Origin of the sequence: Fibrobacter succinogenes subsp. succinogenes S85, assembly GCF_000146505.1 — a bacterium.
GTDB classification, from domain to species: domain Bacteria; phylum Fibrobacterota; class Fibrobacteria; order Fibrobacterales; family Fibrobacteraceae; genus Fibrobacter; species Fibrobacter succinogenes.
In genome coordinates, this window is record NC_017448.1 from 2,515,612 (window position 1) to 2,529,489 (window position 13,878).

Genomic DNA, 13,878 nt, shown 5'->3' on the forward strand with positions numbered 1-13,878 from the left:
CATGACATTGTTAGCGGACTTGTTTATTGCGTTTCTCTCTTCCGTAGGGCTTGGTGACGTACACGAGGGCGGTGGTAAGCGTGTAGTCGGCGACGAGGGCGGCTGCAAGACCGATGATGGAAAGCAATCCGACATTGTGCAGTGCGCCCATCGGGCTGAAGATGAACACGAAGAACATCGCGCAGAGAATGAATGTCGTCATGCCCATCGTTTTACCGATTTCGCGGTAAGAGAGTAACAGCGCTTTTTTGTAGCTGCCTGTGCGTTCGTAACCGTATTTGATGTGGTTGTTCATGTGGATGGTGTCGTCAACGGCAATGCCCAAAATCATCGGCATCACAATCATCGTTATCATGTCAAGCGGCATTCCCGAATAGCCCATGACGCCACCGATTAAAAGTACGGGGGCGACGTTTGGAATCATGCCGATGAGACCCGCCTTGATGCTCCCGAATGCGAGAATCATCATGATGGCGATAATCACAAAAGAGCCTCCGAACGAACGCAACAGTCCATTGACGAGCTTGCCGTTCATTTCAGCGTAGTTTACGACTTCGCCGACGATGGATGTTTTAGCGTCCGGGAAAATTTGCGCTGCGTACGATTTCGCGGAATCGAGGTCTTCAACGATTTTCTTGGCGTCGTACCCGGAGAGTTCTATGTGGATAAATGTTGTTTTATAGTCTTCGTCCATGCGTTCAAAGAGCGCGTCGGCATCTGAAATTTCGTAGAGGAACAGCAGTTGCGTGAGCATGTCCTGTGCGTCGGGAATCTTGTAGTATTCCGTGCTGTCGGCGTTAAGTGTGCGGTTCATTTCTTTCACGAGTCGCGTTACGGATTGCACACGGGGCTTGTCGCCTGAAATTTTTGTGAGCTGGAGCGTGCCGAGCTTTTGCTCTAGCGCTTCGATCCGTTTCATGTTGGCGGGATCTTTGAGTGCATCACTTTCGTTGAATTCAATCATTACGTTGAAATCGTAGAGGCTTCCGAGTTTGCCGCTAAGCATGTCCATAAGCCTTGTGACGAACGGGATTTTTTCGCCCATCGTTTTTGTGTAATCCATGTTTACGTCGATGTTCATCACGCCTGGAATTTGCGACAACATTATGGCGGCAGAAATGGCGGCTACGATACCGCTGTGCCTGCAAACTTTGCGTCCGAAAAATTCAAAGAGAATGTCTGCCTTGGTTGCGCCAGCGGCTTTCACTTGTGTTGGGTCGGGCTTTGCGTTCTTACCGAAACTCATGAGAATCGGAATCAAGATGATGACATACAAATAAACCATGAAGACGATGCCTGCCGAAATGCCGCCAATCCAGCGGATCGGGCGGATGCCTGCGAACAGGAACGAAATCAGCGAGGCAATGGTAGTGATGACGGTGAAGAGAATGGGCCAGCCGGTTTCTTCGACAGCGTTTATCACGGATTCGCGGCGGTTGCCCGTGCGCCTAAAGTGCATGCGGAATGAATTGATGTAATGGATGGAGTAACCGACCGAAAGTGCCATGCCCAAAAGTACGGGGAGCGCAACCATGCTTTCGTCGCCGATGATGCCAAGCCAAGCGTTTACGCCGAGAACAGATGCGATTCCTCCGACGGTGGCGATGGCGGGGACGATGACTCCTCGCAAAGAGCGTACGAATAAAATAAGGCATGCGAGCATAACGGCGAAACCGATACCAATGCGTATAGCGCATTCACGCGAGATAACTTCGTTCTCTTCCATTTCGGTGTAGCTCATGCCGGTTGGGAGCATCTCGAACTTGTCGCTTTTGAATTCGTCAGAGAGAATGACGTTGCGGGCGAAAGGTGCGATGCTGTCTTTGCCGAAATCGATGCCGCCTTCGTACGATTTTAACGAGAGAATGACCCAGGTTTCTTTGGCGTCGTCAGAGACGATGTTGTTTACCAGCGATTCTCGGCTCATGATGAGTGATTTCTTGGCGGCGAGTTGTGCTGAATCTGCCGGGATGCCGCTTTCGAACGGGTCGATGACTTCAAAGCCTTCGTTGTTTGCTATAGGGATGGATAAGTTGTGTGTGAGTGAAACAACGCGGTCGGCGTAAGGGACTTCGTTTTCGAGGCGCTTGGAAAGTCGGTCAATGGCACTTAAAACTTCGGGTGCAAAAACATCGTTAGCACGGACCATCACCATATAGCCGTCATCGCTGCCGAAAACGTCATTGAAGTGCGCTTGGTCGATTTTGACTTTGTCCCAATCGTCAAACCATTCTTCTTCGCTGCTGGTCATTTGCAGTTGCGGAAGTCCGAGGCATGCGGCGAGAGTCACAAGAATTGTTACAAGTAAAATCAGCCAACGAAATTTAACTTGAAAACGCCCCAGACGGGCGAAAACTTTATTAACGCGAGAAACTTGCATGTTTCCTCCCCAAAAATTTTGCCCGAAAATAACATAACGAGTTTTGTTTTTCTACTCCATTCGGACGCGTTAGGAACAAGTGATGATATAGTATGTGTGGAAAATGTTAAACGGGGCTAAACTGCGTCTAAATGGAGTAGCTTTTTTTGTGGGATTTTTCAAGTTTTGGCGGCTATGAGAACTACTGGTAAAAAATCTTCGAATACATTGGTGCGTGACCTCGTGAACGTGGGCATTTTTGGTGCACTTTACCTTGTTCTTTCTGGACTTGGAGCGAGCATCGGTTTTATTCCTGCGTTTATTGTGGTTTCTACATGCGTAGTGAGCTTGGTGACGAGCGTCCCGCTGTTCCTTTTCTTTTCGAAAGTGGAAAGGCCTTTACTTTGCTGTGTGCTACTTTGCACGCTTTTCGGCGTTGTCATGACAATTTCTGGTCATGGAATTTCTTTTGGTTTACTTTGTGTGATATATGGCGTTTTGGCGGGCCTTTGCTTAAAGCTGTTCCATAAAAATTTTGTCGGTTGCCTGCTTGCTAATGTGATGATTAGTTTTGTACCTTCTTCGATGATGATTCCGCTTTGGTTCTCGACCGAAGAATATTTGGCATATTGCAGTTCTGTTTGTGATAGCGCCTATATCGCTCATTTGGCGGAACTCTCGAGCAGCTATTGGCCTTTGATTGGACTTTTTGGCTTTGGTGCCGCAGGTGCTGTGGTGGGTGGTTTTATTGCTCGTCGCATGATGAAAAAGCATTTTGAACGCATCGGACTTGCAAAATAGCGTCATTGCGAGGAACGAAGTGACGAAGCAATCTAGGAATCTTGCGTTTGCATTAGACCCGCGGACAAAACTGTTTTTAGCGGCGGTGGCAAATGGTATGATTTTTTCCGCTCCGCTAGTTTATAGCTTGTTGATGGTTGTTGTAGCGTCTATTTTACTTTTGCTTGAGGGAAAGTGGAAATTTGTTTGCGCTTTCTTTTTTGTTTATTTGACTGCTGGTTTTTTCTTTGATTTTGTGAAAAATTTGGATATTGGTACCTCGGGTACGATAATTCTTGCGTCGTTGTTTTTGATGTACCGTATTATGCCGGCCTGCGCTGTGCTTTATTATGTGATAACAACTACCAAGGTCAATGAATTTTTGGCATGCATGTCGCGAATGCATGTTTCGAACAAGGTGACGATACCCTTGATTGTGATGATTCGATTTTTCCCGACGGTGTATGATGAGTCCCGTGCGATTGGCAATGCAATGCGAATGCGCGGAATCCGCTTGTTCAGTTTGCGGACTTTAAAAAATCCGGTGGCGTTTCTTGAATATCGGCTAGTTCCGCTTTTGGTTTCTATTACGAAAATTGGCGATGAACTTTCGATTGCGGCGGTGACGCGTGGACTCTCGACGGATACGAAACGCACTTGCGTTGCAACGATTGGATTCTGCTGGGCGGATGCTGTTGTGTGCGCTTATTGTATTGTAGTTGTTTTGTTTTATGTCATTCCCGGTTTAACCGGGAATCTCCCTTCCGTATAGCATTGAAAAGGAGATGCCCGCTTACTTCGGCTTTGCTCAGCACAGGCTCTGGCGGGCATGACAAGGTGGAAAAATGAACATCTCTCTAAAAAACATTTCCTTTTCTTACTCTGATTCCCTTGACGATGCGATTCTCAAAAACTTGAATCTGGAAATTCGTTCGGGCGAATGCGTTGTGCTGGCGGGTGAATCGGGCTGCGGAAAGACGACGATTTCAAAGCTCATTAACGGTTTGATTCCGCATTACCATTCGGGAACGATGGATGGCGATGTGTTGCTCGGTGGCAAGAATACCTCCGATATGACACTAGCCGAAATTTCACGAGTTGTGGGTTCCGTTTTTCAGAATCCGCGTTCGCAATTTTTCAACATCGATACGGATTGCGAACTTGCTTTTGGCTGCGAAAATTTGGGAATCGATCCCGAAGAAATCAAACAACGCGTGGAGAATGTTGTTCAGGAATTTCATTTAGAGCATTTGCTTGGCCGTAGCATCTTTAACCTTTCGGGCGGCGAAAAACAGAAAATTGCGTGCGCATCTGTTTCGGCAACGGGCCCTGAAATTTTTGTGCTGGATGAACCTTCTGCGAATCTGGATCTCAAGACGATTGCGGATTTGAAGGAAATTGTTTCGCGATGGAAAAAGGCGGGGAAGACGGTCGTTATCGTGGAGCATCGCCTTTACTATTTGCGTGATGTCGCCGATAGAATTTGCTATGTGAAGGATGGGCAAATTGCAGAAGAGTGGATGCCTGCGGAACTCGAAGCGAAAGGCCCGGAATATGCGGCAAGCCTCGGACTCCGATGCATGAATCTGGAAATGTTGAATTCAGTCTGTCATCCTGGAGCCGAAGGCGATAGGATCCATTATCTCTCGTGTTCACAATTGCGACGGGATTACCAGCCTTGTGACGTCATTGCGAGCGAAGCGAAGCAATCCATAGCGAAATCCATTGTCTTTACGAACCTGACATTTGCGTATCACAAAAAGCATCCAATTCTCGATATTGACCGTCTTGAACTCCCATGTGGACAAATTACGGCACTGGTTGGCCATAATGGTGCGGGCAAATCGACGCTTGCCCAAGTGCTGTGCGGCTTGCAGGGGAGCTGGCATCAAAAGCGTGCAGCACGCAAACGCGGCGCATACCTAATTATGCAAGACGTGAACCACCAGCTTTTCACTGAAAGCGTTCTGGACGAAGTCCTGCTCGGCATGAAACCGCAAAATGAGAACTTGGCGCTTGAAATTCTTGAAGGGCTCAATCTCAAGCAATATGCGGACAATCATCCGATGACACTTTCGGGCGGGCAAAAACAGCGTGTCGCTGTAGCGAGCGGAATTTCAAGCGGCTGCGAAATTGTTGTTTTCGATGAACCGACAAGTGGCCTTGATTATAGGCAAATGCTTGCTGTTTCTGCAACGCTTAAAAAACTTGCTGCAAACGGAAAAACTTTGCTCGTAATTACCCATGACCCTGAATTTATTTTGAATAGTTGTCAATCTGTGATTCGCATGGAACGCGGGAAAATCGTGGAACAGTATCCGCTGTTAGGGAATGAAAAACAGCTTGTCAAGGCGATGGTGGAATGAGAAACGGATGCCGAGTTTTCGACATCCGATTTAGCGTGAATGCGTAATGTTCTTTTATCGCGCCGCCCTACACCCAATATTTTTATTTCTTGAAATACACCGTATTCACAATGTGTCCTTGAATCTTTCTACGTACAACATAGTGCCCTTGCGGAAGTTCTCGTATGCTGATGCCCAAATAATGACCGTTCATGTCAAAAATCCCAACGGTGGTTGCGGTCCCGGCCGTGCGTGGCATGGTTACGATACTGGTGGTACTTGTGTCAGGCTTGATAATTGCTGTGTACTTGTCCCAGCCAGGCATGTCTTCGAGGGTGATAATGCGTTCGTCATTCATGTTGCTCTTCCAAACGCCATCTTTTGTTTGGCCGGGCCAAGTTCCGCTCCAGGTGCTGTACCACGGCATCCACCAACTCCATACTGCTTCGTCGGTATGCATGTTGTTCACATCGGGAATGGGACCGTTTTCGCTGAGTGCGATAATTTTCGTGCTTTTCGATGCGTTTTTGAATTTGTCAAAGGCGCTTGCGTTACTGGAATGGTCGTTTGCGCTATTGTAGATGTCGATGGAGAGTACATCGTAGTATTCGCTACCCGGATCCCAAGAGTTTACGGTACTTCCTTCAGGGTTATAGACCCAAATCATGTTTCTTACACCCTTGATTTTGACCATGCGGTCATAGACGAGGCGATAGAGGGCTGCAAACTGTTCTCCGGAATTGATACTCCACCAGAACCACTTTCCGCCAGCTTCATGCAAGGGGCGAAAGATTCCCGCTACACCTTCTTTCTGCAATTCAAGGAAGTAATCGGCGATGTGGTCAATGTCGGCTACGATTCCTTTGTAAGCAGCACTTTCGGTATTCCATTCGGTGGTGCCTGGCTTGAAACCTGTAGAGAAATCGAAATCGGTGTATTCGTCTCCGTTTGCTGCACTTTGGATGTAGAATGCGTCTTTTTTGTCTAGCGGATCTTTCCAGTGCCAAGTGAATGCAGGGATGCCGCCCGCTTTCCAGAGGCCTTTCGCGATTGAAATAGCTTTGTCCGTGTATTCCTTGTTCCAGCTTTCGTTTGCTTTCGGACCGCTTGCAAACAAGAAATCTAAACCGACAAGAGCCGGGTACTTTCCTGTGCGCGTGTAGGTGTATTTCACGTCGTCGTGCGTCTTGAAGTCGGCTCCCATGGTGTAACCGCTCATATCGCCGGTCATCATGCCGCTAATCGTCTTTTTGCCAAAGTTTTCACGCAAAAAGCTGTAGAGCTTGACGGCGCTTTCGGTGGCGTTCGGGGTAACTGGCATTGCTGATATTTTGAAAGGGGAGGATTGATAAGGTTCGACATCGATATAGTCCACGCTAATCCAGCCCCAGTATTTCTCAATAGAGATTGTGTTTGTCCCGGCTTTAAGTGTAGCGACTGTCGTGACATCCGCCCACGAAGTGGTGGCGTTAAAGTCGATGGTGCCTGCGGTTGCGCCGTTTACTTTCAAATAGTTCGCTTTGAAATCTCCGGCCTTGTAATGGATGGTTACTTGGTACTTGCCCGCACTCTCTGCGGTGACACCATTAAAAGAAATATTTCCTTCTTGCAAGTCGGCATAACCCGTTCCCGAAACTCCAGATGCGTTGACATTTTTTGCTCCTCCGGAAAGAGTCGCTGCTTCAGCTTCGTACTTAGTTGCAAATGCCATACTCGAAAGAGCAAGAATCAAAATAAGGAAGTTTTTTCTTTTAATCATAAGGGTTCCTCCATTTTACGAAATTATATTCCCCAAGTATATTTACCAATTGTTTTTTTTGAATGGTGTGGACAAAAATGTCCACGAATTGTATATTTTTTTTACGAGACGCCAGGAAATGAAACGATTTTTCAAATAGGGTCATTTTATATCCGGCGAGAGCTTTATGTTTGCAAAAAACAAAATCAACATCTACGACTATTCGGACTACCGCAAGTTCCTGCAAGAGTTCTATGAACTCGAAAAATCGCTGGATTCCTCGTTCAGTTATCGAGTGTTTGCTGCGGCGGTTGGCATGGACGCAAGCCTGCTTTTGAAAATATTGCAGGGTAAACGCCACATTTCTCCGAAATGTATAGATGTTTTCGTTAAATTTTTCCGTTTCAAAGATGCCAAGGCAGAATACTTCCGTGAAATGATTGCTTACGGCAAGGCTAAAAACGACGAGGACGTTCGTCGACATTTCGAGACTCTTCAAAAAATGCGACCTGCAGCCAGCCGAGAACTCGATGAAGCCCGGTACCGCTATTTTCAGCAATGGTATTATCCGATGATCCGCTCGGCGCTCGATGTATTCAATTATCGCGGTACACAAGATGCTGCCGCCCTTGGGGAATGCTGCATTCCAAAGCTTTCCGCTTCGCAAGTAGAAAACGCTGTCGATGCTTTGTTGCAGCTCGGACTTGCGCATGCCCGCAATGACGGTCGCGTGGTTCCGACCGAAGCTCATCTCAAGACTATGGAACACTGGCTGAGTGCCTGTATCAGCGATTACCAAAGCAGCATTGCGGAACTGGCCGGCAAATCCATCCAGAATACTCCCAAAGAAAAACGCGACATCAGCACGCTCACGATGGCTCTTGATTCGCGACAAATTGATAAAATTCGTGAAATCCTCGCCAAAACGAGAAAAGCCATCGTAAACGTAGTCAATGCGATGCCTCCGCAAATTTGCGATAGCGTTTATCAGTTAAACTTTCAGTTGTTTCCGATGATGAAAAAGGAAGAACAATGAAAAAAGGTATGGAAACTTCGTTTTGTGTTTCGTTTTGCGCCTTGCTTTGCCTGTCGCTGTTTTTAGGTTGTTCAGAAAATAACACCGCAGGTGCCACAAGTGAAACGACAAATGGAATTGCCTTCAACGTCGTTGACAGTTTAAATAAGCCGTTCGCTTGCGCACAAATGAAGGTGTATTCAAAAGATGCCTTCTCGGTCATTGATAGCGCCCTTTCGGATTCAAGCGGACGAGTTTCTTTCTACGATAGTCTCGGTGTCTGTGCAGGCGGAGATTGCTTTGTGGAGGCCCTTGCGGGTGAAGATTCCGCATTCATGAGTTGGTCGCCGGTCGATTTTGCAGATACCTCGGTTCAGAAAATTGCATTGTTGCCTTCGGCTTCGCTCATTGTACGTACTGGCGTTTCGACCCAAGAAATCGAAGGCCTGTTAGAAAATGTTCAACTGGAATCGACCCCCTATTTTGCAAACCGCTTCGGTAGCGAGTATGTGTTTGCGCATGTGCCAGCAGGGTCCTTTACTATTGTTGCTGGAGATTCGACCGTCGCAGAAGTGGCGCTTGCGCCAAACGAATCCGCAGATACGCTCGTTCCTGTTCCAGGAAAGTCTGTTGAGTATGTTTTCGAAGACTTTGACGATGGAGATAGTTTGAATAACCTCGCCAAAACTTATCCTAACTACGGATGGTATTTTAATGCTGTTGGCAAAGCGAATTTTGCAATACCTGATAGTGCTGAAAGTTTCTCATCCGTATTAAAAGAAGATAAAGATCATGGAAAGTATCTCGCTGTTAAATTCGCAATAGATACAGGCTTCGTTTTGCTCGGAACTCATCTAGGACTTGATACAGGATTTTTCGACCTGAGCAATCTCACGGCGATTCGCCTTACGGTAAGAGGCGACTGTGAATTGAATATCGCTTTGGAACATTACCGTGAAGTTGGAGAAAATACCTTTAAAAAATCGTTATGGAAGGCCAAAGCGGCTGAAAACTGGAATGAAATCATCTTGCACCCCGGTAGGGAAGTTCTTGAAGAAAGCTCCTATCAAGTGGAGTGGAAAGAGATTTCTCACGAAATCGGTCTGTTTAGCATTTTTATGAGAAGCGGAACTTATCTAGAAGTTGACAAAATCGTGTTTGAAGGAATTGATTTCAAATAAGCGATTATTGCGATTGGTTATACGATAGCGGCATCGGCATCAAAGCCCCCTCGTTTTTCCGAGGGAGCCTTTTTGACGACACGTCCGTTTATTTCAAGAAAACGGCGAGAAGTTTATGCGCCTCGTCGCCTTCGGCAAAACGGATTCCACCTACGTTATGGTACTCGAATCCCGAGAACTGCTGCAGGTGCAGTGCCGCAAATTCGCGGTCCTGCGAGTAGCAAAGATTCAGCCGGTAGTTTCCATTGTCGCTTGTTTTAGGCCGTCCCTCTCTTTGAATTGTTGCATCCAGAGATTCCAAAGACGCTTCGACAATCGTCTGGACTTTTTGCCCTTCCGTGGGGCTAAACTCCAGGCATATTCCCACAACGGGCGAATTCGTCTTGGTGTAGGTGACATTGGTCTTGAAACCGAAAAACTTCTTTTCGGTCTTGATATAGGGCTTATTGAAGAGGGCGTTAGCCATCTCCATCTTGGAAATGTTTTCCATGTTCTTTCTCTTTTTTAAAATGAATGTTATCGCGAGCCCCATCAGGGCCGCGGCAATCTGTTACTGATTAAGTACTTGGAGAAAGAACTTGCTAACAGAGCATTCGCTCTAACGTGTAAACGTAATATTCTTTAGGTTTTTGATAAACTAGCGGTAAAGGGAAGCCGCAATGGATGCAAATAGTTGACCGTGCGATTTTAGTCGCCAACGGTGTAGCCTGTTTGAACGTTGCCGAACTGCGCCCGCCATAGCCTTGAAGGCTACCGCTTCGCGATGTCCGCAATGAAACCTGCCGGCCCGACCTGCGCGTAAGCAGTGTTGCATCAGCTGTTGATTCGCGTGACTGGTATAACGGATTATCGGCAAAATCGTGAGCAGTGAAAACTTTCTCACTTTCTGCAACCTGACCAAGTTCAGCGCCGTAATCGTAAACAAAAGAACCCTCGACAATAGCAGAAAGAATCGCGAATAACGCGACTGCAATCATTGACAAAATATTTTGTTTAACGGGCTTCATTGTACTAATAATGTACAAATCTACGCCTTCATGAGTTTCGCCACATAATGCACTGCAACGGCGAACAGCACGACGATGGCGATATAGTCCGCGAAAAAGAGGGCGTAGCCGCGTTCCGCGTCAAAGAAGAAGAAGGGCTGTTGCAGGAACAAGTATTTCCAAAGCCCGCGAATGGCGAAGGCGTAAATTCCGTAACCCGCCACAAGAACGGCAACCACGCGAGTTGCGACAAGTGCCGCCTTTGACTTGAATGCTCCCGCAAGTCCCAAGCGGTTTGCAATCAGGCTTACATGTAGCCCGATGTGAAGCGACATGAACACGTAATACCAATGGCTTGCAAGCAGGTGCGCCGTGCGGGCAAAACTTGCGCCCGATTCAATCCCGAGCCAGGCGAACACGTGGTTCGAAAGCATGATTCCGCTCACCATCAAGAAAAATGCGCACAAAAGGATCCCGCAATTCACGACCGCCTGCAAAATGCGGAATACGTTGTAGCGGCCCTTGAACAGCGAAAGGAAAAAACGCCGGTTCAGCGTGATATGCACCGCCCACAGAACAAGCAGAATCACGCCTAGAATCTCGTGAACAGCAGTCGATTCAAAGAAGTAATTGCCGCCCATCAGCACGAGCGTCGCGACCGTCATCGCGATATCAAGCATCATACGGATTTTTGCGGAAATAGGCATATCAATGAATATACATTATTTCGTCTTCACGCCGTTTTTCTCGAGCCACTTGGCCACATCTTTCGAGAGGCTCGAACCGCCGGAGTAATGCACCGAAAGGCCTTCGCCGATTTTTGCGTTGGGCGCAAGTTTCGCAATCGCGGTGATGCTCTGGCCAAAGCGCCCGCCACCGTGGGAGCAGAACGGCAGAATCCGCTTGCCCGTAAAGTCGTAACTTTCGAGCAAAGTCGCAATAGGCATCGGGATACTCGCCCACCAGTTGGGGTAACCGATGATAATCGTTTCGTAGTCGACCCACTTCTTTGCGTCGGGCTTTTTCTTGAGGGCAGGGCGCGCCTGTTTGTGCTGGTCGTTCTGCGCCTGCTTCAAGACGGTGTTGTAATCGTCGGAATAGGGCTTCACGAGTTCAAGTTCCACCATGTCGAAACCGGTCTGCTTCTTGATTTCGCGGGCGACACCGCGGGTATTCCCGCTCCAGGAATAGAAAACGATCAGCGCATGGGAACTGCCTTTAGGGTTCGACGCCGCTTGCGCCTTTTCGCCCTTAAAGCCCGCCGCTTCCTGGGTCACAAAAGTTCCCTTGACGCCTGCACCCGCATTCATGGCAAGCCTGAGCCCCACATTGTAACTCTTGCTGGATTGCTGCATGGCTCCGCGATAGGCACTGCGGAGGTTCTTGCCGAAATCGTTCCAGCCGCCACCGCGATGCACGCGCCTTGTGCCCGAAGGCTTGCCCGCCGGGTCAACCGTCACGCTTGTCGAGCCCGCAGAAACACCATAATCGCCGTAAAAGTCAAAGCACCATTCGCCCACGTTCCCGTAAATGTCGTAAAGCCCGAAGGGATTGGGCTTGAACTTACCCACGGGAAGCGTGTTCCCGCGATAAACGCCGGGGCGTGTTTCCAGAACCTCGTCGTTGAAATAATTCTGCTCGATTTGATACGGATAATGCCCGTAAAAATTCACGTCGTCGGCACCGGGAGCCTTCTTTGTGTAGAAAGGCGTGGTCGTGCCGCCTCGGGCCGCGTATTCCCATTCCGCTTCGGTAGGGAGCCTGTAGCCGTTCGCCTCGCGGTTCCAACTGACCGCATCGCCATCGATTGCGTAAACAGGAGTGCGTCCGTCGCGTTCGCTTAACTTGTTGCAAAAATGCGCCGCTTCGAGCCACGTGATGTTTTCAACGGGCAAGTCGTCGCCCTTGAAACTGGAGGGATTTTCGCCTGTCACTTCGCGGTAAAGCTTTTGCGTCACCTCGTATTTGCCCAAGTAAAAATCGGAGACTTTCACCTTGTGCAGCGTCTCGTCGTTGACACGCCAGTCCTCGTTTGCGGGGCTTCCCATGTTGAAAGTCCCGCCCTTGATAAGCACGAAGCCGTCGGGCGCAGGTGCCGCCGCAAGCGACACCGCCGAGAACAACAAAATTGCACAAGATAAAAGTTTAGCGAGCATTATTTCAACTTCCCGTAGTCTTCGTCGCTCACGGGCTCAAGCCATTCGTTGCGACCACCTTCGCCAGGGACTTCAATCGCCAAATGCTGGAACCAGGAATCCGGAGCTGCCCCGTGCCAATGCTTGACGCCAGCCGGAATGTTCACCACGTCGCCGGGCTTCAATTCCACCGCCGGCTTGCCCCATTCCTGATAGTAGCCGCGTCCCGCCGTCGCGATGAGAATCTGCCCACCGCCCTTCTTTGCATGATGGATATGCCAGTTATTGCGGCACGCCGGTTCAAAAGTCACATTCCCGACGCCCACCTGTTCAGTGCTGATCATGTCGAGATAACTCTTGCCCACGAAATACTTGGCGTAGGCGTCGTTCGGCTTACCCACCGGGAACACACTCCAGTCCTTGCCTGGCATGGATTTTGCGTCCGCCACGTTTACAGCACCAGCCTTCGTCTCCGCCACCGATTCCTTGAGCAGTCGCAGAGCGTTTAGCGTACGCGGGTAGCCGCAATACGGCAAGCAGTTGTAAATCGCCTGTTCCACGTATTCGGCCGTACGAATCTTCAGGTTCGCGCCGATGTGCGCCTTGAGCTGCGGCTCCGTTCCCAAGTTCACGAGAATCGCCATCGTCAAGAGTTCGCGGGTATTCAGGTCAAGCCCCTTGCGGGTGTAGTAATCGCCAAAGCAGTTGCTCGCAAGGAAGTAATTGATAGTCGGCATACCGCTCTTGCCGTTCTTCGCCATATCGCGGAAGGTCTGGCCGAACAGCGTTCCCTGCGCGTCGGCACCCGCCTCCAAGCGGGACTGCGCCGTCACCGTCGCACGGCTTTCGTCCACCTTCACGTTCTTCGCCTTGAACACGCTGCGGGCAATTTCAACTGCATCCACTGTCCGCGGGAACCCGGTGTAGGGAGCGCACTGGTAAATCGCCTCGAGAATTTCTTCGGGAGCAAGCCCCTGCGCAAGCGCCGTCGCCACTTCTTCTTGCAAAAGAGCGCCCGACTGCTGCGTCACAAGCGACACCAGGCGAATCAACTCCACCTCGCGCTTTTCCACAAGCGGAGTCGCCGCCGGAACTTCGTTCTGCGTGAAGTTGTCCATCACGGCACGCAGTTCCTTGTCCTGCGAAAGCGCCTTTGCCTCGCCCTGCGGACAGCAGTCACATGCGGCAAGCACCGCACCCATACCAAGCATCGTCATAATCGTCCCTAGTTTCATGGTTTGTTCCTTTTCTATCTACGCCTTTAATATAAATAAATGCACAAATCCCGCAAAATACCATTTTTTCATGCTCAGTATGCACGAAACGCATAGTGAAGCCT

The 13,878-nt window shown here is 49.0% G+C and carries 12 protein-coding genes; 5 read left to right on the plus strand and 7 right to left on the minus strand.

Annotated features, from left to right (window positions below; genetic code table 11):
• Window positions 1–10: 10 nt before the first annotated feature.
• A complete protein-coding gene (locus tag FSU_RS10355) occupies window positions 11–2,380 on the minus strand; it encodes an efflux RND transporter permease subunit (protein WP_014546356.1) in 2,370 nt (789 codons plus the stop codon).
• A gap of 174 nt (window positions 2,381–2,554) precedes the next feature.
• On the opposite strand from FSU_RS10355, the gene FSU_RS10360 reads away from it, so the two are divergent.
• The 3 genes from FSU_RS10360 to FSU_RS10370 all read left to right on the plus strand — a co-directional run bounded on the left by FSU_RS10360 (window position 2,555) and on the right by FSU_RS10370 (window position 5,505).
• Window positions 2,555–3,160 (plus strand): MptD family putative ECF transporter S component, encoded by a 606-nt coding sequence (locus FSU_RS10360; RefSeq protein ID WP_015732087.1) that lies wholly within the window; start codon window positions 2,555–2,557, stop codon window positions 3,158–3,160.
• 19 nt (window positions 3,161–3,179) lie between these two features.
• Window positions 3,180–3,911 carry an energy-coupling factor transporter transmembrane component T gene (locus FSU_RS10365; protein WP_014546358.1) on the plus strand — a complete coding sequence of 244 codons (732 nt, stop codon included), beginning with the start codon at window positions 3,180–3,182 and terminating at the stop codon, window positions 3,909–3,911.
• A gap of 73 nt (window positions 3,912–3,984) precedes the next feature.
• Complete coding sequence (locus tag FSU_RS10370) at window positions 3,985–5,505, plus strand: ABC transporter ATP-binding protein (protein ID WP_014546359.1); 1,521 nt, start codon at window positions 3,985–3,987, stop codon at window positions 5,503–5,505.
• 82 nt (window positions 5,506–5,587) lie between these two features.
• Here the strand turns inward: FSU_RS10370 and FSU_RS10375 are convergent, their stop codons facing one another.
• Entirely contained in the window at window positions 5,588–7,243 is a 1,656-nt protein-coding gene (locus tag FSU_RS10375; protein WP_014546360.1) for a glycosyl hydrolase, read from the minus strand.
• Between the two features lie 166 nt (window positions 7,244–7,409).
• Between FSU_RS10375 and FSU_RS10380 the strand changes: the two genes are divergently transcribed.
• On the plus strand, window positions 7,410–8,258 hold the full coding sequence (locus FSU_RS10380) for a TIGR02147 family protein (protein ID WP_014546361.1): 849 nt from the start codon (window positions 7,410–7,412) through the stop codon (window positions 8,256–8,258).
• Window positions 8,255–9,418: a hypothetical protein gene (locus FSU_RS10385; protein WP_014546362.1), complete on the plus strand. Its 1,164-nt coding sequence runs from the start codon at window positions 8,255–8,257 to the stop codon at window positions 9,416–9,418. Before FSU_RS10380 ends, FSU_RS10385 begins: the two co-directional genes overlap by 4 nt.
• A gap of 88 nt (window positions 9,419–9,506) precedes the next feature.
• On the opposite strand, the gene FSU_RS10390 is transcribed toward FSU_RS10385, so the two are convergent.
• From FSU_RS10390 to FSU_RS10410, 5 genes are all read right to left on the minus strand, one after another.
• Window positions 9,507–9,908 (minus strand): hypothetical protein, encoded by a 402-nt coding sequence (locus FSU_RS10390; protein ID WP_041260171.1) that lies wholly within the window; start codon window positions 9,906–9,908, stop codon window positions 9,507–9,509.
• A gap of 91 nt (window positions 9,909–9,999) precedes the next feature.
• Window positions 10,000–10,443 (minus strand): hypothetical protein, encoded by a 444-nt coding sequence (locus FSU_RS10395; protein WP_014546363.1) that lies wholly within the window; start codon window positions 10,441–10,443, stop codon window positions 10,000–10,002.
• A gap of 2 nt (window positions 10,444–10,445) precedes the next feature.
• Window positions 10,446–11,111 carry a DUF4405 domain-containing protein gene (locus FSU_RS10400; protein ID WP_014546364.1) on the minus strand — a complete coding sequence of 222 codons (666 nt, stop codon included), beginning with the start codon at window positions 11,109–11,111 and terminating at the stop codon, window positions 10,446–10,448.
• Between the two features lie 15 nt (window positions 11,112–11,126).
• Window positions 11,127–12,560 (minus strand): flavodoxin, encoded by a 1,434-nt coding sequence (locus tag FSU_RS10405; protein ID WP_014546365.1) that lies wholly within the window; start codon window positions 12,558–12,560, stop codon window positions 11,127–11,129.
• Window positions 12,560–13,774, minus strand: a complete 1,215-nt coding sequence (locus tag FSU_RS10410; RefSeq protein ID WP_014546366.1) for a carboxymuconolactone decarboxylase family protein — start codon at window positions 13,772–13,774, stop codon at window positions 12,560–12,562. Before FSU_RS10410 ends, FSU_RS10405 begins: the two co-directional genes overlap by 1 nt.
• Window positions 13,775–13,878: the final 104 nt, after the last annotated feature.